We start from the raw sequence: 19,581 nt of genomic DNA, 5'->3' as shown, positions 1-19,581 counted from the left end.
TCGTAGAGATGTTTTCTGCCTTTATTACTTTTATATGAGTCTATTGAGTAGATTTTATAAATCATTCAAATAGCTGTAAGTAACTTCTATCTTAATTCCCAGTAATGATTGTAAAGCCCGATAAAAAGGCTTATTTTTGAATAGAAAGAAAATTATTGAACACCATTTCACTACTTATGAATATAGACCAACTGAAGGAGAAGGCACAGCCTATGGTCCGTAAAGCCAAATTGTTTATTTCAGCGAATGAGGCGGATGAAAAAACAGCTTATACTAATGAAGATGAACCACTTCGTTTTATTGTAAAGCACCCACATCAATGGATGGGACTTACGGAAGAACAGGATGAGTTTAGCTTTGTACCAGTTCATATAGAATCTGTTGACTTAAGCTCCTATACAGCTTTAACAGAAAAAGAAACAGAGATTTACCCGCCATTTGAAACATTGATGCATTACGGAGATGAAGAAATCCAACAATGGATTGTTGAAAATGATGGAGATAGAGATGATCTGCCAAGCTTAATGGCTTTTGCTCCGGATGACTATACTGATATCTGGATAGATTCACATCCTATTTACTCCAATGATGATGTTTTTGCCTATAAGGGCGGTTGGGCAATGGCCTGGCCTGAAGATGACGTTCCTATGCAGTGGAACGAGGACCTGGAGTTTCTTTTTCAGATCGGATTACAAGATGAACCGTTTGTAGAAATATTTTATGACAAAAAGAAATCTTCTTATATCTGTATGGAGCGTAATACGTAAACGAGGTGGAGGAAATACAAGATTTAATTATACAAAATCTCGAAAGTCATAAGTATCTCAGATATAATTTAAAAAAGCCTGTAAATCAAGATTACAGGCTTTTTTGTGGATTGTCTTCATGAGTTATTTCAAAGATGTAATAAACTCATCCGCATATTGAATAAGCTGCACCAAAGCTGTTTTTTCCATCGGATAATGTCCACCATTTTCTAATAATTTTACTGTAAAAGGAGCTTTAATGCCTTTCATCGATCGTTGACTCAAATGCAGTGGTGTCCATCGGTCTTTATCAGGTTGTGTCAGCAGAATAGGACATTTGTTAAACTCTGTTACAGGAATAGGCAAATGGTAATTCATATATTCATATAAAAACTGCATCTGAACGTTAGCACCGGCTGATGCATCATCATTCAGAAAGATTTTCAAAGCCTTTTCATTATTGGTAAGAAAATTCATTTTGGAAACTGCTTTCATCGGCAACTGAAATCTTTTAAAACCTATTGTATTCAGGAGATTCATCATGGGAAACATAAACCCATTAGCCCATCCGAACTTTGCTGTTTCTTTTCCAACGGTTTTATCATCATTTTTCAGGAAACACATTCCGATAATGCCATGTACTTCATTCATAAAACATGCCGAGTTATAGCACACCATTCCTCCGGCGCTTAATCCGTAAAGAACAGGCTTTTTATAATCACGCTTCGTTTCAGAATTTACAAAATCTGCGAAACAATGTACCCAATCATTATAAGTAATATCTTTTTGATTAACTTCCGTCATCCCATACCCAAGATTATCAATAGCAACTACTTCATATCCAAGTGCAGCCATCTGGTGACCGAAGATCATATTCATCTGCCGGCCGTTGGTTCCTACCCCGTGATGCAGAAAAATCCTGTATTCAGCAGTAGGATTAGGGTAGCGGTCAAGGTGAATGTTGTTGCCTTTCCATTGCCATACTTCTTCAAGGGGAAGATTGTGGTCTGTAATCTGAAAATCAACAGGAAGCAATTCGTTCAATTGTTTCCAAGCTTTATTGGTTTGATACGTTTTCATTTTTTACTGATTTAAATTAACACCACAAAGTTCAGAATCAGAAAAAAGAATTCGTTTAAAGTAATTTAAAAAGTGATCTTGGCTTTCAGATTGCTGAGCCATACATTCGTGATTCCCATAAAACTGGCGATATTTTGACCTGAAAAGCGAAGAAACAGAAAATTGTAATGCTCATAAAGCCATTTTAGGTACTCCTCACTGGTCAATCCCAATTGGAAATTCCGGAAAAGGTCAATGGCCAGAAAAAGTTCCTCAGTTTTATGAGTATAAAAACGAAGGAGCTCTATATCATTTTGAATAAGATTAAAAAAGAAATCATAGTCCACCGCAATCACTACCGATTTTTCATTCGCTTTTATTTCATAATTGGTTTTTTGATGAAAATACACCGAATCATAAGATTTGAAGAATTCGCAGAAAGATTCAGTATGGAACATAACCGTTTTCTCTTCCCCTCTCGAAGTAATGATATTTCGGATAAAACTTCCCTGTAGAATACAATATATTTTCCTGTTGTTAGACTGAAAAGCAATTAAAGGTTCCCCTTTCTCAAGATTAATAACCTCATATTGGTTTTCTAAGGTATTTAAAATAGCCTTATCATTAATGGGAGGAAGTTTGCTAATCAGGATGTCAAAATATTGATGGGTGTCCATTACAGTGTATTTACTACTAATATACAAACTTCCTTTATGAAAAAATAGTACTTTTATACTTTAAGAAATAGCATATGCCGGATCGTTTAAGAACCCATATCGAAAAAATACTTCCTCTCAGTGAAGAAGAGTTTGAATATATATCTTCCTGTTTTATCTATAAAAAATACAAGAAGCATCAGTTTTTAATACAAGAAGGAGAGTGGGTTTCCTATAATTATTTTGTGTTGAAAGGACTTTTGAAATTAGTCTATACGGATGAAGCCGGAAAGGAGCATATCGTAGGGTTTGCCATGGAAGATTGGTGGGAAACCGATTTCCCTGCCTATTATCTGAGTCAGAAAGCCACCATGTCATTGGAGTGTGTGGAAGATACGGAAATATTGTGCCTTAGCCTTGAAAATTATAGGAAGATCTGTAGTATCCATCCTAAAATGGAGCATTTCTTTCTGGAAAAAGCCTATATGGGATTTATTTCAGCACAACAGCGCATTATTTCTACCATGACAACCGGAATAAAAGAACGATATGAACAACTCCTGGAAAAATATCCGTCTCTTGTTCAGCGTGTTCCCAAATCATTGCTTGCCGCTTATCTGGGCGTTTCCCGCGAAACACTCAGCCGTTTATCTTTATAAGTTGTGATTTCGGTCACTGAATAATCGTGATTCCGGTCACAGAGTTTTGAGATGCCTATTCTGCAATTTTGCAGAGTAATGTATAACAAAATTCAACAATGGAAAAAAGAATTGTAAACCCATGGAAATGGCAGGAAGCACGCAGTTATTCACAAGCTGTGGAAGTCAAAAACACAGCAGCAACTTTATACTGTTCAGGACAGGCTGCTATTGATCCGGATGGTACCTCGAGTAATAAGGATATGAAAAGCCAGCTGGAGCAAGCCATCGCTAATCTTGAACAAGTGATTACCACAGCAGGGTATGCGTGTAAAGGAGTTGTAAGATTAAATATCTATACCACTTCAACCCAGGAATTATGGCCTCATTTTCCTATTCTTCAGGAATGGATTGCAAAACACAATATTGAGCAGGCGGTTACTATGCTTGAGGTGAATGGTTTATTTGAAACCTTAAAAGTAGAGTTAGAAGCCACGGTTGTAAAGTAATTTTCACAACAGGGTTAAAAATGTTGCCTCCAATGTATTTTGGAGGTTTTTTTCTTACCTTTATATAAGATAATTTGTAATCAGATAGAGTGTATGAATATTCAACTTTTTTCAAAAAATGCTCTGGTAGGAGGGGCTACGCAGGGAATAGGAGCAGGAATTGCCATTGAACTGGCAAAATGTGGGGCTAATGTGACTATAATGGCTAGAAATGAAGCAAAACTTAAAGATTTTATGGCTTCATTACCGACTGTTCATCCGGATCAGAAACATGAATATCTGGTTGCTGATTTTTCTGATTTTGAAAGCTATAAACAAATCATCGCAGGATATTTTAAAACCCATTCCATAGATATTTTGGTGAATAATACCAATGGTCCGGAACCGGGGCTTGCCCTTGAAAAAAATGTTGAAGATTATCAGAAAGCTTTTGACCTTCTGTTTAAAACGGTTTGTGAAACAACTTTATTGGCTTTACCTTATATGATTGAGCAGAAAAACGGCCGTATTATCAATGTTTCTTCACTCTCTGTAAAAGAACCCATCGGAAATCTGGCGCTTTCCAATTCTATCCGTTCGGCAGTAATGGCTTGGGCCAAAACCTTATCCATCGAAGTTGCCCAGCATCATATTACAGTGAACAATATCTTAACAGGATATTTTGATACAGCACGCATTCAGAATTTAATCAGTCATGATGCTCAAAAAATGAACTCATCTGTAGAAGAAATTAAAAAGACCAGGGAAAGTAAAATCCCAATGAAACGATTCGGAAAACCGGAAGAGTATGGTCATCTGGTGGCTTTTCTGGCTTCAGAATATGCTTCTTATCTTACCGGGGCTAATATTCCTTTGGATGGGGGATTGAATAATACATATTAAACTATTTTAAGTTTTCATCCTGATTCATCATTTTATGGAAAAATTCACAGGTTGATGTAATATTCCTTTCCTGCCAATTGTCATATTAATATTGGAAAATATTAATATGAAAAACTGGTCTTTTAAAAAATGGAACACCGTACTGGGATGGTTCCTTTTTGCTATTGCATTAATTACTTATTTCTCCACCATGGAGCATTTTCTGAGCTTTTGGGATTGCGGGGAATATATCTCTTCAGCGGCGAAACTTGAAGTAACACATGCTCCTGGAGCTGCTTTATTCCAAATTGTAGGAGCTGTGGCGAGTATTTTTGCATTGGGAAACAGCAGCAATTATTCTATTGTGATTAATGCGATGTCAGCGCTTTTCAGTGCATTGACGATTTTGTTTCTGTTTTGGACTATTACCCATTTTTTAAGAAGACTTTTACATAAGGATTTTGAAGATATTACGAAGCATCAGGAAATTTCCATTCTGTTTGCCGGAACTATAGGTGCTTTATGTTTTATGTTTTCAGATACGTTTTGGTTTTCAGCGGTAGAAGGAGAAGTCTATTCAATGGCTTCTTTATTTATCGCAATTTTAGTATGGCTGATTACCAAATGGGAAAACGAATATAAAGCAGCAGATAATGAAAGATGGATTGTTCTTATCTTCTTTATTGTAGGGCTTTCAGTAGGAGTTCATATGATGTGTATGCTGGCCATTCCTGCAATATGCCTGGTGTATTATGCCAGAACCTATACGTTTACCTGGAAGAGTTTTATTTTGGCCAATCTGATAACGCTTGGAGTGTTAGCATTTGTCTTTAAAATTATTTTTCCGTTGATTATGACGATGTTCGGACAGCTGGAAATCTTCTTTGTCAATGGGTTAGGGCTTCCTTTTCATTCCGGGACGATCGTCGCTTTTATTTTGATGGCAGTACTTTGTTATCTGATGATTACGTATGCGAGAAAAACAAAAAAAAATATCTATCAGACCATCGTTTTATCTGTAGTGTATATGGTAATAGGCTTTTCATGCTGGCTGGTAATTCCCATCAGGGCAAATGCCAATCCGCCTATGAATCTTAATGATCCTGATACAGCTATCGGGATGAAGGATTATTACAACAGGGAACAGTATGGGGATTGGCCTACAGTCTACGGACAAAATTACACTGCAGCTCTTGATAAAAAAGGGCTTGAAAAGAATGAAGACGGAAGCTATAAAAGGAAAATAACCGGAGATATCTACGAAAAAGATGAAAAAACTAAGACTTATAGAAAAACAGGGGAAAGGTTTAATTATGTATACAATAAATCTCATATAAGCTTTATGCCCAGAATGTTTAGTGAGGACAAGGAGGTGATGGCCAATTACATTTCGATGTACGGAGCTCCTGATTTTACATTCAACTATGATAATGAGGATGTGGCAGATAATCCGCAGGCTAAACAGATTTTTGATGAACTAAGAGCCAAATATGAAGATGATTCCATTACGGTTGAAGATTATATGAAGGTAAAACCCTATGATCTTATTAATGTGCAAAGACCTTCATTGGGCCAGAATATGAATTATTTCTTTTCTTTTCAGAACGGATATTATTTTGTAAGATATCTGATGTGGAACTTTGTAGGAAGACAGAATGATTTTCAGGGTCACCTGGAAAATACTCATGGAAACTGGATTTCAGGTTTTTCTTTTATTGACAAAGCTTTATTGGGGAATCAGGATAATATTCCTGCAAAATTTAAAAATGAGAGCACTGTGAAATTCTTTTTCCTGCCATTGATCTTGGGATTGATTGGTTTCTTCTTTCAGTTAAACAGAGATTTTGGAAGGTTCTATGCTCTTCTTTCCCTGTTTATTGTCACCAGTATCGGAATTGTTTTCTATACAGGCGTTAAACCGTTTGAACCCAGAGAAAGAGATTATGCAATGGTAGGGTCATTCTATGCCTTTGCCATCTGGATTGGGTTGGGAGCCGGATCTGTTCTATGGTTTATTCAGTCCAAAGTAAAATCTAATGCAGTAAATATGATATTCGGGATAGTTTTGTTAGGAATTCCTTTTATGATGGGGTTTCAGAATTATGTTCCACATGATCGGAGCCAGAAGTCAGCGGCTTATGATTCGGCCTATTCCTTCCTGGTGTCATTGCCTAAAAACGGAATTATTTTTACCTATGCTGATAATGATACGTATCCGGTTTGGGGAATTCAGGAAACAGAAAGGGTAAGGGATGATGTGAAAACCGTGAATTTCACTATGCTTGCCACTCCGTGGAATATCGATCAGGTAAAAAGAAAAACTTATAATGCCATGGGAGTTCCGGGTGAATTAACCCATGAGGATTACAGAGACGGCGTCAACGATCAGGTTTATCTGATGAAAAAAGAAGACTGGGAAGGATTGTTTGCTATGTTAAAAGAGCAGGCAGCTCCTGAAACTGAATTTCAGGAATTCAGAAAATTTCTGACTCAGGATTCAATGACCTTAAAAGATGCGATTAAATTTCTGAAATATAAATCTCCGGCAAAAGATGAGTTACTGAAAATGTATTTCGGGGAAAAAGAATATGAAAAATACAATATCATTCCGGTACATCAATTCATTCTTCCTGTCAATAAGGAAAATGCAGTGAAGTCTGGAATTATTAATCAGGCTGATCTCCCAAATACAGTAGATCAGATTATGATTAAATATGAAGCCAATACTCTTTATAAAAGCCATCTTATTATGCTGGATATTCTGGCTAATTTTGATTGGAAGCGTCCGATCAACTTCTCTTCAGGAGGAATATATGATAGCGAAAATATTTTTTACCTTGATGATTACCTGCAGTTCGATGGTTTTAGTTACAGGCTGATTCCTATCCATACTCCTCAAAGCCCGGATGGGGATAAAGGCAGAGTGGATGCTGATTCTCTTTATCAAGTGGTGAAAAATTATAAATGGGGTAACTTTAAGGACCTGAATGTTTATTATGATGAAACGGCTACTTCCAATATTATAAATTACAGGACGTCTGTAAGCAGAGCTGTTTTAGCTTTAGCAGCAAATGGACAGAAAGAAAAAGCATTGGAATTACTGAATCTGGCAGCCAAAGAAATACCTGCGGAGAAATACAATGATCCACGTTCATTAAGTGCTCTTGTTACAGCTTATATCGTGGCAGGGCAGGAACAGAAAGGAATTCAATTGGCAGAAAATCTGAAAAAAGAAATTTTTAGTGAATATGATTATTATCTGAATCTTTCTTCTAAGTTTAGGGCTGTCGCCAGAAGACAAATGAGATCCAAACCTATGGAATATGCTTTTGTTGTTTCCGGAGTAACAGAAGCCTACAGAACATTAGGCCAAAATGGAAAAGCTCAGAACTATCTGTTGAAATCGGTGGAACCGGTGGATAAAAAGTTTAATGTTTTTGTGAAAAATTTGCAACAGATGGATAAAGAAAGAGCGATGAAAGAATCTGAAAACGTTCAGCAGATCACTCCTTTTTATCAGTATTTATTCAATGTCATGGAGCCTTTTGATTCTACTTATGCAAAAAAGAAAGAGGAACAGATTACTGCAGCAATCATTAAAGCAACACAATAGTAAAAATATAACCATTAAGATGAGGTAAGGCTTTCAGAATAAAGGGATTTGTTTTTATAGTTTCGTTTTTAAAATCTTTGATTTTACCTGTACATTCTGAAAACTTATCTCCTTAATGGGTTTTATTAAAAAATACTGTTTCAAAAGTGCTGTTTCTTCGAATGTTGAAACAGTATTTTTGTTTTGATATGTATAGAAACTATTTCCAGAATTCATCATGATACATTTCTTTTTTCTCAACATGAATATGATCCAGGTCTTTTCCAATCTTATTCAGGTCGGAACTCTCTAGCTTTTTTTCTAAATGAGGAAACCAATTCCGTTCTTCAAAGCGGATATGCTGCTCAAGAAGGTCTGCAAAATCAGAAAATAAATAAGGCGCTCCTGAATCTTTAATTTGAGAAATCAATATCTTTATCTGTTGGTGTTCTGATCGGATACGCTCTGTATATTCATCCTCAAAAGAAGGACAAAGAATTTCTTCTTCCTCTCTGAAATGATCTTCCAGATGATGTTCAAAAAAATAAATAATGTACTTTTTAATTCGCTCAGATTCAATTTCTTTCTTTATTCCTTGCCTGATCTTCCAGCTGCAAAGCAGTCCGGAATGATGATCTCTTGAAAGGAGTACTATATTTTCATTGCGTTTCATGACTTTTTAATTTGAGAAGAAATAAAAATATTAAACCTTATAGATTTTCAGGTCCATAAGGTTTAATGAAGATGGGTTAACGTTTTTCTTTCAATGACCATCCAAATTTTAACCCGATGATGAAAATAACAAGTAACAGCTCTCCGGCAGCTAATAAAATATCGCCCGGAACTCTCATCCATCGTAAGAAATGCATAATATCTGTTTGCATAAACTCTGCGGAACGCGCATACCAATATCCTTCTTTAATAGAAGCTACAGATTGCATAATTCCTATAGGAAGAAGACTAATGGTAACCATCACCAGCAATCCGATATTGGTTAACCAGAAAGCCCAGCCTATTAATTTGTCATTCCATTCACGATCAGGATAAAGCCCCCGGAGTACAAACATCATCAATCCGATTCCTAAAATTCCATATACTCCAAACAGAGCGGCATGACCGTGCACAGCAGTAGTGTTTAATCCCTGAATATAATATAAGGCAATAGGAGGGTTGATGGCGAATCCAAAGATTCCGGCTCCCAGAAAATTCCAGAAACACATGGCAATAAAACAGTAGATGGGCCATTTGTAAGCTTTGATCCATTGGGTAGATTTACTCAGCTGGTAGTTCTGATAAGCTTCATACCCAATCAATACAAGAGGTACAATTTCCAACGCACTGAAAGTAGCTCCTAATGCAAGTACAGCGGTAGGCGTTGCACTGAAATACAAGTGATGGAATGTTCCCAGAATACCTCCTGCCAGGAAAATAATAGTGGAAAATAACACTGCATTAGTTGCCGATTTTAATCGTAATAAACCTAATCTGGTAAACAGGAAAGCAGCAACTACTGTGGCAAAAACTTCAAAGAACCCTTCTACCCAAAGGTGAACTACCCACCATCTCCAATATTCTGCAATCGCCATGTGGGTTTGTCTTCCATACATAAGTCCGGCACCATAAAACATAGCAATAGCAACAGAAGAAAGCGTAAATAAAAGCAATAAATGACGATCACCATCTTTACGTTTTAAGGCAGGAAGGAGGGCTCTTACCATTAAAACCAACCAAAGGATCAATCCGATAAGCAATAAAATCTGCCAGATTCTTCCCAGTTCTACATATTCATATCCCTGATGGCCCCATAGGAAGTTATTTACCAGTCCCAATTTTTGCATGACCCCAAGCCATTGCCCGGTTAAAGATCCTAATACAACAATTAATAATGCTCCAAACAAGAGATTGACCCCTAATTTTTGATATTTCGGTTCATGTCCGGATACCGCTGGAGCTATGTAAAGTCCTGTAGCCAACCAGGAGGTAGCAATCCAGAATATGGCTAATTGTACATGCCAGCTTCTGGAAACCGACTGGGGAAGAAACTCATCCAGAGGAATTCCATAGAATCCGCTTCCTTCAACTCCATAATGAGCGGTAATGACTCCGGCAAGCATCTGCACCAGTATCAGTAATGCGACTACCCAGATATATTTCAGCGTAGCTTTCATAGAGGGAGTGGGTTTCATATTTCGTAATGGGTCTTCAAGAGGAAGAGCCTCACTGATTTCTTCTTCTTTATTTCTGGCATGATAGAATACCAACAACCCCACGGAAGCCAGTAGTAATAATACACTGAATCCTGACCATAAGTGTAAAGAAGGTGGTGGAACATTGCCTACAGACTCATCGTGCGGCCAGTTATTGGTATAGGTAACAGTATCCCCGGGACGCTCTGTAATGCATACCCATGTACTCCAGGCGAAAAAAGCACTCATTTGAGACATTCTTCCACTATCTTTGACTGTATTTTTGGGAATAGCATACTGATCACGAAGCTGCGCCATGGAAGGATCATTCATGAATAATTTTGAGTAATATTGAGAAAGCTGCTTCTGTACTTTTGCTCTTTCCGGGGAGAATATGATTGCATTTTTTCCTTCATCAAAAGTATTGGTGCGAAGTTCCTTTTTCAGCAATACCTGATATTTTGCCTGTTCGTCATCAGATAATTCTTTATAGATTTTATTATCTTTTTTAGCCAACTCATCAAGCAGAAGAAGAGATTCTCTGTGGAGGTAATCAGCAGTCCAGTCAGGGGCAATATAGGCACCATGTCCCCATATACTTCCCACGGTTTGACCTCCAATAGACTGCCAAACATTCTGACCGTCTTTAATGTCCTGTCCGGTAGCAAGCACGGTACCATCGGTACTTACGACCTGATTAGGAATAGGAGGGATTTTCCTGTAAATTTCAGTTCCGTAAAATATAAGGACAGCAAACGAAGCAACCATTACTACAGCAAGCCATCTCCAAAGTTTTTTAGGTGTCATTTGGAATCAGTTTTTAAGGTTCAAGACTAAATTCTTTTTCCAATTGGATGGCTTTCGGGAAAAGAATATTATTTTCAAGATGAATATGTTTGTGAAGGTCATTTTCAAAATCCTGGAGCATAGCAAAAGCCACTTTATACGTATTGCACGCATCAGCAGGAGGAGTGTATTCATGTGTAATCTCTGCTATTTTTCTGAAACGGTCTCCTTCTACTGTATGTTCATGCTGCATCATATGCACCGGATTTTCTACTGTTCCGAATGGCGGTTGTAGCAGGGTGTTTTCGGATGTTTTGGATTTTTTTATATTTTTTACAAAAGGAAACAGGATCAGTTTTTCTTTTTTTATGTGAGCTGCCAGATCGTGAGCAGATTCATTAAATATGGCGTTGATCTCAAATAATTCCGGATGTCTGCCTCCGTGAACTTTGCATAATTTATCAAGAAAAGCCTGTAAAACGGAAGTTTTTTCCTCCACATACCGATGGTGTGTTTTCTCGATATAATCTGCCAGAAGATCCAGTGACCAGCTATTGAAGTCGATAGAAGTGCCTTCATTTTTTGGGAGAGCTTCCAGCTCTTCATAAATTTTTTCCGGATCAAGTTTTTTATTGTTACATGCTTCTTCTATTGTTCTTCCGCCTTTACAGCAGAAATCGATTCCGTGTCTTTTAAAAATAGCAGCAGTTCTGAAGTCTTCAGCTACCATATTTCCTATAAAATCTGTTTTTGTGTTCATAATATAATACTTTTTTGTCTTTTATTATTTTAAATTTTTTTTACTTCTTTAATGAAAGAATATACTTCACCATAAGTTTTGCGTTGTCTTTACTCAAGCCATTATGAGGAGCCATTGGGATATCACCCCAATTTCCTTTTCCGCCTTCAATGATTTTCTGAGCCAGCCTATCAATATCTGCTTCAGTATATTTTGCAGCGACTTCCTGATAGGATGGACCTATTAATTTTGAATCTGTTTTATGACAGGTAAGACAATCCATTCCTTCAATTAGTTTCAGACCTTCCTCTACAGAAACTGTACTTGCAATGGGTGGTGCCGGGGCTGTCTCTACAGGTTGGGAAGATTGCTGTGCAGAATATGGATCTGCTTGTGGAATCGGTGTGGTTTCAGGCTTTGAGCAGGATAAGAGAATAGAGGCTAAGGTCAGAATGATTCCGGTATTAAAAAGTTGTATTTTCATAATGCATATCATTTAAAATTATTTTTTCTGAGCAAGAATAGCTACGGCACAGAGGTAGTCATCATATTTTTTAAAAGCCTTCCTGATCTGTTTGATCCGGGATCGGATTTTAGGCTGCGTTATGATATTCCCTGCAATTTTCAGGATTCCGGAAAATCCTTCATCACTGATGATTCTTTGAGGCTTTAAAAGATGCATGGGAGCAGTTTCTATTTTTATCACCTGGAAGCCTTTCTTTTCTAGTAAACAGGTCCATTCCGAGACAGTTAATGGTCTTGTGTTTACTTTTAGGGGTAAGGCAAGTTCTTTCTGTATCTGTAATTTTACATTTTCATCGAGGTTGTCAGGAGTTAAAGCAAGTTCATGAATCGCATAAAATCCCTGAGGTACTAAAATCCTGGAAGCTTCCTGAATAATTTCAGATTTTCTGTGATCCGCATGCATGCTCAGCATGGCTTCTCCGTATACTTTATCTGCAGACTGTTCAGGTAGAGCGCTTAGTGCTGCGTTTCCCAATCGGAATACTGCAGGACTTTGTTCAAACTTACTGTTCAAATAACTTATGGCATTTTCGTCTGCATCAATCCCTGTGTAAGATTTTGGTCTTTTTTTCAAAGTTATTTCTGCTGTCAGCCCAAGGCCGGGAGCAAATTCCACTACATCATCATTGATTGTTATATTTAACATTGATAACATTTTATGAGTAAGAGCAATACCCCCTGGGCGAAGTACTTTTTTGCCAATTTTAGCTAATAGCCAATGGGCGGACATTTTTTCAATAGGATCTGTTTTCATGAGACTGAATTTTAAATTGTAATATAATGGCAAGCATCAGAAGGGCAGCTTTTCCTGCTTCAGCATAAATAAAATAATCATGCAGTGGAGTAGGTGATAAAGGTTTGCCGGATGAAAGTAAATCAACTCTTGAATTCAGAACCGGTAACATCCAAAGATGTTCTGAAGCAAGTATAGTGACTAAGGCTATGAGAATCATAAAGTCGGTTTTGGTGTAGTTCTTATAGCTAACTATCATAAGTATCAGAATTAAGATCAGAAATATCCATTGTATGTTAGTAGAGATTCCAAACATAATTTTTCCCAACCCTAAAGCTGTTGTTAAGGTCATTCCCTGTACCTGAAACTTCAATGGAGTTTCTAAAAAACTGACCGTTATAAACATTCCTGCCATAAGGCTGAATAACATCAGTACGAAAGGGTTTTTGAGATGAATCTTCATTTTTTTTAATTTAAATATATTAAGACCTTTTTATCTTTTATTATTTTAAAATTTTTTTTACGTTTTAAGATAAGTCAATTCTAAATCAAGGTTATCTACAAACATCTGTATTTTAGAGGTTTCAAGCATAATGCGAAGGTTCTGTCTGATGCTTTTGAATTGTTCATGAAGCGGACAGGGATGAGTTTCTGAGCATTGCTTAAGTCCAAGCCCACAGCCTGAAAATAATTTATCACCATCTATTTCCCTTACAATATCTGCAATGCTGGTATTCAGATTTCTAGAATCCATATAAAATCCTCCGTTTGGACCTTTTGCAGATTGTACAAATCCTTTTCTGCTCAGATCCTGTAGAATTTTTGCAATAAAATGTTCGGGGGAATTGATGCTTTTGGCAATATCCTTAATACCGACCCTGCTGTCATTTTTAGATTGCTGGGCAATGTAAATTAGTGCTCTTAAGGCATATTCGCAGGTTTTTGAAAACATTTTAGCTGAATTTTATAGGACAAAGGTATAAATTTATTTTTAATAAAAGATAAAATAGTCTTTTATTTTAAGTGGGTTTGATAAAGATCATAAATTGAGGTTTTCTTTAACAGCAAAAGACACAAAAGATTTTTACTTCATAAATTTCTGAAAACACATAATTTTCATATGTATTACTGACGAAGTGCTACATATTTCAATTCTTCAGAGTGGTGGTGAAAATTCAAAAAAATTGAGGAGCGGTTTTAGCAACTCTTAAATTTTATTTGTCATTGAACCCAAATTTATTTTATTCAATAGTTAGTGATTAAATTTTAAATTGTCGTAGTTTTACTACAATGTATTTCAAAAAACTTTTCTATTTTTATTATAATAAAAATACAACATAATGAAAAATAGAAATAAGAAAAAATATTCTTTATTCCAGTTTCGGAACATTGATAGTCTATGTAATATTTCTAAAAATCACATCATAGCATTATTTAGAATGGTAATTATTAGATGTAATATGCAAATCAATGAGGAAAAGAATACGATATGAGTAGGACAAGAATTGTAAAAGGAGTTTACACTAAAATTTCTGGGGAAGGTCACAGTATGTACTCGAAAGGAAGTATCATTACTACTGCCGAAAAAGCTATTACAGAAAATGGTGAGAAAGACGGAGTTAGTTATGGTAATCCGAAAGCAGCACCTATAATAAAGGTTAAGTTAACTAACACCTTTAAAGGAGAAGCAATTTTTAAATTAATAAATCCTCTTCCTACATTGGTTGCTCAGGATTATAATAAAGCATCTAAAACTTTTTCTAACGTAAATAGGCAATATCTGCCTTATGGATTTGATTGGTATAGAGATGATTGGGGGGATTTTGTGAAGGCTGAATTAGAAACTGCAAATTTAAACGTTGCTGATTTTACAAGAACTTTGGTTTCTGGCCATTCAGCCTCAGATCCTAAGCCACAATATAATGTAATATCTCCTAGTCATGTAAAAGTAAATTTTAAAATTACACATAGAATCATTGATGGAGTAGAAAAACTCATAGAATATTCGATATGGGTTAAAATATCAGGGACAGTATCCATATCTCCATCAGATATTTTTTTTGATGATCCCGAAGCATCTTTATTACCCATTGCTGGAGAATCGCAACGACATCAATTTGAAGAACTTGATCTAATCACTGGTCGTGGAATAGGTGTTGTGTATAAATCTGACGATGTAGACTTGACAAACTTTAATCGTATTAAAAGTGCTTTAGGTAGTTTTGGCTCATTGCAAACAATGAAGCTGCTTTCCAGTTTACAAGAAATGAAAAAGGAATATTCTCCAGTATTTCTGTATTCTTCTGTAAGCGAGAAAGGAAGCGTGAAATCTATGGTGAACTCAACAAAAAAACTTTTAGAGATTAATGAAAAAGAATATTTAACAACATGGTATGCTGCTTTTAATACTACTGAAAATGAAGTATTATTAGACATTGTTTTAGATGCAGATCATTCTGCTACAGGAAGAGTGAAAGTAATGCTTCTTACAGAAGATATGGATAAGATTTTACTTTCGGGAGATGTTGAAACACAGGTGAGTGAAATCAATAAAGGTACGACACTTAATAAAAAAATCAAAATTAAGTTTGTTAAGCCTATTAGTAACCATTCGGTGATTGAGGTTCGTTTTTTTGACGACACCAAAACAACTACTACTAATTATGTTGGAGAGATTATTGGATTGTTGAATATTTATAAAAATGATATTGAATACAAATTGAATGTTCAATATATAAATGTGAAATTTAAAGGAAAAATAGATAATTTACCTTGCAACATGACATTGAGTACTGGAATTACAAAACTAAATACATTAATAAATTTTAATACTAAATCCGTAACATTAACAAACCCTAATGTCGTCAATGGAATTGCAACGATAAATAAAACAAATATTTTGAGTAACACTTTTTTAGAAACATATGTAAAAGGGAATATAGGGCTGTTTAATAATACATTAAATCAGAGTCTTATTAAAACAAATATTTTACCTAGCAATAAAACTTTAGAAATTGATTTTCTTAATTATAATTTTAATAGTCCACCTTCTTCAATAACAAATGGGGTAGATCTAATTAAGAGATCACTACTTCAATATAGTGAATATAATGATTTTACTTTAAGAGTGAATTCTGATGAGCTTATCAATGGTTTAATAAGAGAATATATTAGATCAAACGGGCAAGATGAAAGAGGAATTTTGATTTTTTTAATTCCTTTTACTATAGTTGAATATAATGGTTTAGATAGTTCAGGAATGGAAATTTACAATAATTTTAAAGGAAGAGTAGATCAAGTTTCTTATGATAGTAAATATTTAATTTTAGCAAGGTCATTACTGGAAGAAAATGCAAAAGAAGTCCCTGCTCATGAGGTAGGACATTCATTAGCTTTGCATCATCCATTTGTAGACTTTACTGAAAATAGTAATAGGCATCATTTTATTAAAAGTGAAACTCTTAATGTAATGGATTACCCAAAAGATTCTAGTATTGTAACTATTCCTGTAGATTTTGGAATATATTTGTATAAATATCAGTGGGATATTATGCTTGGAGATGTAAGAACATCTTCTCAAAGAGGAGATTTAATTAAAATAAACGCAACTAATGGTACAGAGATTTCTTAATTATATTCTTTTATTAGCATTATTTGTTTCGTGTAAAGCAAACTCAAACATTAATGTTAAAGTAGATTCAATCCCTCAATTGAGTTCCTCTGAAATATATTGGGGAAATTGTATGCGTTATAATGAATCATTTTCTGATGGAGTGACTGTAATTAAAGCAGTAAAGGATAAAAAATCATTCAATTTTGAAGGTCCAATTTATATTAAACCTAATTGTAATGATAAATTACTGCTAAGGAGTAATCAGACGCCCATAAATGGAACTTATAAGATCGTAAATATTAATGAATCATGGAGCGAGTATAGTCCATATAGCATAGTTGCAGTATTTAAAAATGGAATGAAAGATGGAGTTTGGAAATATTATAGGAATGAAGATTTCTATTCTACAGAAAACATGGACGCTATAAAATCGTTGTCAGGAGATAAAAAATATAAACAAACTATTAATCCCATTAAAATAGAAATATATGAGAATGGTCTACCTCATGGGGAATGGTGGCAGAAGTCAGGAAGCAGAATTGATTATTTTATCTATAAAAATGGAGAATTAATTCACAGCAGAACAGAGTTCGTTAAAAACTAAAAAAGGTGGAAATTCATATGGAAGGATATCAAAAATTTTTTGAATTTTTGATATGGTGGTTCTATCCTACTATTCAAAAGATTAAAAAGTCTTACTGCTTTTTCTAAGATCAGAAGGTCTGGATTGGGTAAACTCATGAAAGGTATCACTAAATGCACTAATTGAGCTGTAACCAACATCATCAGCAATTTCGTTAATAGGTTTATCTGTATTGAGAAGCAGTTCAATAGCTTTAATGATTCTTAATGTTTTCAGGTATTGAAGAAAAGAAATATCGATATCTGCTTTAAACAATCGGGACATAGAACGCTCACTCAATCCAAATCGGGCGCTTACATTAGCAAGAGTCAATTTTTCTCCCATATTCCATTCAAGATAAGAGACTATTTTCATCATTTGTTTATTGTGGGTCGCTGGAAGAATTATAGGTAGAGGCTGTTTATGAGTTTTAGGCAGGATCTTTTTTAATGCGACCAAGAACTCAAAATTTTCATCTTTATCAGTGACATGTTTCTCATCCCACATCTCCGTATATTTAATCATCTGGATCAAAAGTTCCGAAGCAGGATATATTCCCAGTCTGCTATAAAAAGCATCTGAAACATCATCATGAGCATAAAAATAAAGAGAACGCAGAACAGTGGCAGTATGCCCAATTTCCAGAATATGTTCCATACCCTGTGGAATCCAAAAGAAATGTCTTGCAGGTACCACATATGTCCTGTTATCAATGGTGATATAAGCAATACCGCCTTCTACATAGCTTAATTGCCCTTTTGTATGTTTATGAAACGGAATCAGTTTCTCTGATTTTTCATGCATGACGAATACACTTTTCTCATGTTTGTCGATGTCCGGAAGTGCTGCAATTAATCCCATATCAAAACTAAAATACTGATGAAAATGCAAATATAATCATTTGGCCGGAATCATGTAAAAGTTGACTATTTTAGATAAAAATAATTTCAGGATTGCCAATAAATTTGCAGTGCAATAATTCGAAAAATTCAAATGAAAATTTATGTCACCGGACTGCTGATGTTGGGAGCTTCCTACACTTTATCAGCTCAGACAGGCAGTCCACGAAATGATACCATCCGAATCTCCCTAAAAGACGCATGGCAAAGAGCTGAAGAAAACAGCCGTCATATTAAAATCAATACCATCAGTGTAGACATTGCCGAAACAGAAGTAAAAGATGCCAAACGAGAACGGCTCCCGGAAATACAAGTCAAAGGATCTGCTGAAAAAGCTTCCAACATCCCTATCTATGAAAACGGAATTTTTTCCAAACCTACCCAACACGAGGTGATCCACACCCTTTACAGAGTCGGAGCCGATTTTTATCTGAATATTTACAACGGAAATAAGCTCAATCTTAAAATCAAGGAAAACCAAACTTTGCAGAAAGTCAAAGAAATTAAGAAAGAACAGGCGATTTCCGATATCCATTACAAAACAGCAACCCTTTATCTTGAACTTCAGAAAACATTAATCTTCAGGGATCTTATCAAACAGGATATAAAAGATCAGGAGGTACAGCTTAAAGAAATTAAGTCTTTATATAAAAACGGAGTAGTTCTAAAAAGTGATGTTTTAAGAATAGAACTTGAACTTTCGAAACGTAAAATGACCTTGGTGACTATTGAAAATGATATTCTGATTGCCATGCAGAAACTGAATATTATTTTAGGAGTTCCTGATGAGGAGATCGTTATTCCGGAAAACCCTTCTAATCAATGGGATGCCAATACTACCTATGCAGATTATCTGAAATTGGCGCTGGATCATTCATTCGATTATCATGTTTCTGAAAAGCAGACTGAATTAAGCAAGCTCAGACTGAAACAGGTTAAAGCCAATGTAAGCCCTAAAGTCGGGATGTATGGTGAGTTTTATTACGCCAATCCGCAGATCTTCCTTTACCCATACAATCCATATTGGTATTCATTGGGAATTGTTGGGATAAAGGCTTCATTTTCGATCTCATCACTGTATCACAATACTAATAAAGTAAAGGCGGCTAAGCTTGAATTTGAAAAAGAAGAGGAAGTTCATAAAGATACTGAAGACAAGGTAAGACAACAGGTAAAAGAAGCTTATTTGAGATATCAGGAAGCGCTTGAACAGATCAAGGTTGCTGAAACCAATGTTGCGCAGGCTAAGGAGAATGCACGTATTATTAAAAATACTTACTTCAATCAGACTTCCCTTATTACAGAACTTTTAGATGCGGATATCCAGCTACTTCAGACAAAATTTGAATTGGAAGCGGCAAAAATCATGGCACAGAACAATTATTATTTACTACAAAATATTACAGGCGTTTTATAA

Annotated in this window: 18 protein-coding genes; 8 read left to right on the top strand and 10 right to left on the bottom strand. The window is 35.5% G+C overall.

Annotation, left to right across the window (positions count from 1 at the left end; genetic code table 11):
• Window positions 1–176 precede the first annotated feature (176 nt).
• Window positions 177–767 carry a hypothetical protein gene (locus NBX25_RS20130; protein ID WP_250255181.1) on the top strand — a complete coding sequence of 197 codons (591 nt, stop codon included), beginning with the start codon at window positions 177–179 and terminating at the stop codon, window positions 765–767.
• Window positions 768–890: 123 nt separating this feature from the next.
• Here the strand turns inward: NBX25_RS20130 and NBX25_RS20125 are convergent, their stop codons facing one another.
• The gene (locus NBX25_RS20125) at window positions 891–1,826 is read right to left on the bottom strand and encodes an alpha/beta hydrolase (RefSeq protein WP_250255180.1); all 936 of its coding nucleotides are present in this window, start codon (window positions 1,824–1,826) and stop codon (window positions 891–893) included.
• A 65-nt stretch (window positions 1,827–1,891) separates the two neighbouring features.
• On the bottom strand, window positions 1,892–2,482 hold the full coding sequence (locus NBX25_RS20120) for a Crp/Fnr family transcriptional regulator (RefSeq protein ID WP_250255179.1): 591 nt from the start codon (window positions 2,480–2,482) through the stop codon (window positions 1,892–1,894).
• Window positions 2,483–2,556: 74 nt separating this feature from the next.
• Here NBX25_RS20120 and NBX25_RS20115 point away from each other — a divergent pair, with 74 nt between their 5' ends.
• The 4 genes from NBX25_RS20115 to NBX25_RS20100 all read left to right on the top strand — a co-directional run bounded on the left by NBX25_RS20115 (window position 2,557) and on the right by NBX25_RS20100 (window position 8,082).
• A complete protein-coding gene (locus NBX25_RS20115; RefSeq protein ID WP_250255178.1) occupies window positions 2,557–3,120 on the top strand; it encodes a Crp/Fnr family transcriptional regulator in 564 nt (187 codons plus the stop codon).
• Between the two features lie 98 nt (window positions 3,121–3,218).
• Window positions 3,219–3,608 (top strand): RidA family protein, encoded by a 390-nt coding sequence (locus NBX25_RS20110; RefSeq protein ID WP_250255177.1) that lies wholly within the window; start codon window positions 3,219–3,221, stop codon window positions 3,606–3,608.
• 93 nt (window positions 3,609–3,701) lie between these two features.
• Window positions 3,702–4,490, top strand: a complete 789-nt coding sequence (locus tag NBX25_RS20105) for an SDR family oxidoreductase (RefSeq protein ID WP_250255176.1) — start codon at window positions 3,702–3,704, stop codon at window positions 4,488–4,490.
• A 106-nt stretch (window positions 4,491–4,596) separates the two neighbouring features.
• The gene (locus tag NBX25_RS20100) at window positions 4,597–8,082 is read left to right on the top strand and encodes a glycosyltransferase family 117 protein (RefSeq protein WP_250255175.1); all 3,486 of its coding nucleotides are present in this window, start codon (window positions 4,597–4,599) and stop codon (window positions 8,080–8,082) included.
• 199 nt (window positions 8,083–8,281) lie between these two features.
• On the opposite strand, the gene NBX25_RS20095 is transcribed toward NBX25_RS20100, so the two are convergent.
• The 7 genes from NBX25_RS20095 to NBX25_RS20065 form a co-directional block, all read right to left on the bottom strand.
• Window positions 8,282–8,734 carry a hemerythrin domain-containing protein gene (locus tag NBX25_RS20095; RefSeq protein WP_250255174.1) on the bottom strand — a complete coding sequence of 151 codons (453 nt, stop codon included), beginning with the start codon at window positions 8,732–8,734 and terminating at the stop codon, window positions 8,282–8,284.
• A 76-nt stretch (window positions 8,735–8,810) separates the two neighbouring features.
• Window positions 8,811–11,054, bottom strand: a complete 2,244-nt coding sequence (locus NBX25_RS20090; RefSeq protein ID WP_250255173.1) for a nitric-oxide reductase large subunit — start codon at window positions 11,052–11,054, stop codon at window positions 8,811–8,813.
• A 13-nt stretch (window positions 11,055–11,067) separates the two neighbouring features.
• On the bottom strand, window positions 11,068–11,793 hold the full coding sequence (gene ric / locus NBX25_RS20085; protein WP_250255172.1) for an iron-sulfur cluster repair di-iron protein: 726 nt from the start codon (window positions 11,791–11,793) through the stop codon (window positions 11,068–11,070).
• 40 nt (window positions 11,794–11,833) lie between these two features.
• Entirely contained in the window at window positions 11,834–12,256 is a 423-nt protein-coding gene (locus tag NBX25_RS20080; RefSeq protein ID WP_123908100.1) for a c-type cytochrome, read from the bottom strand.
• An 18-nt stretch (window positions 12,257–12,274) separates the two neighbouring features.
• Window positions 12,275–13,051, bottom strand: coding sequence for a class I SAM-dependent methyltransferase (locus tag NBX25_RS20075; protein WP_250255171.1), 777 nt, complete (start codon window positions 13,049–13,051; stop codon window positions 12,275–12,277).
• Window positions 13,032–13,493, bottom strand: coding sequence for a hypothetical protein (locus tag NBX25_RS20070; RefSeq protein WP_123908098.1), 462 nt, complete (start codon window positions 13,491–13,493; stop codon window positions 13,032–13,034). The genes NBX25_RS20075 and NBX25_RS20070 overlap by 20 nt, the downstream gene beginning before the upstream one ends.
• A gap of 57 nt (window positions 13,494–13,550) precedes the next feature.
• On the bottom strand, window positions 13,551–13,982 hold the full coding sequence (locus NBX25_RS20065) for an RrF2 family transcriptional regulator (RefSeq protein ID WP_250255170.1): 432 nt from the start codon (window positions 13,980–13,982) through the stop codon (window positions 13,551–13,553).
• A gap of 537 nt (window positions 13,983–14,519) precedes the next feature.
• Here NBX25_RS20065 and NBX25_RS20060 point away from each other — a divergent pair.
• Both NBX25_RS20060 and NBX25_RS20055 read left to right on the top strand, forming a co-directional pair.
• Window positions 14,520–16,661, top strand: coding sequence for a zinc metalloprotease (locus NBX25_RS20060; protein ID WP_250255169.1), 2,142 nt, complete (start codon window positions 14,520–14,522; stop codon window positions 16,659–16,661).
• On the top strand, window positions 16,642–17,247 hold the full coding sequence (locus NBX25_RS20055) for a toxin-antitoxin system YwqK family antitoxin (RefSeq protein ID WP_250255168.1): 606 nt from the start codon (window positions 16,642–16,644) through the stop codon (window positions 17,245–17,247). Before NBX25_RS20060 ends, NBX25_RS20055 begins: the two co-directional genes overlap by 20 nt.
• Window positions 17,248–17,328: 81 nt before the next feature.
• Here the strand turns inward: NBX25_RS20055 and NBX25_RS20050 are convergent, their stop codons facing one another.
• Window positions 17,329–18,126, bottom strand: coding sequence for a helix-turn-helix domain-containing protein (locus NBX25_RS20050; protein ID WP_349815593.1), 798 nt, complete (start codon window positions 18,124–18,126; stop codon window positions 17,329–17,331).
• Between the two features lie 132 nt (window positions 18,127–18,258).
• Between NBX25_RS20050 and NBX25_RS20045 the strand changes: the two genes are divergently transcribed.
• On the top strand, window positions 18,259–19,581 hold the full coding sequence (locus tag NBX25_RS20045; protein WP_250255166.1) for a TolC family protein: 1,323 nt from the start codon (window positions 18,259–18,261) through the stop codon (window positions 19,579–19,581).

It is taken from the genome of Chryseobacterium sp. Marseille-Q3244, assembly GCF_940807095.1.
Lineage (GTDB): Bacteria > Bacteroidota > Bacteroidia > Flavobacteriales > Weeksellaceae > Chryseobacterium.
The sequence above is the reverse complement of the archived record's forward strand: the minus strand, read 5'-3'. Positions and strand labels throughout refer to the sequence as shown.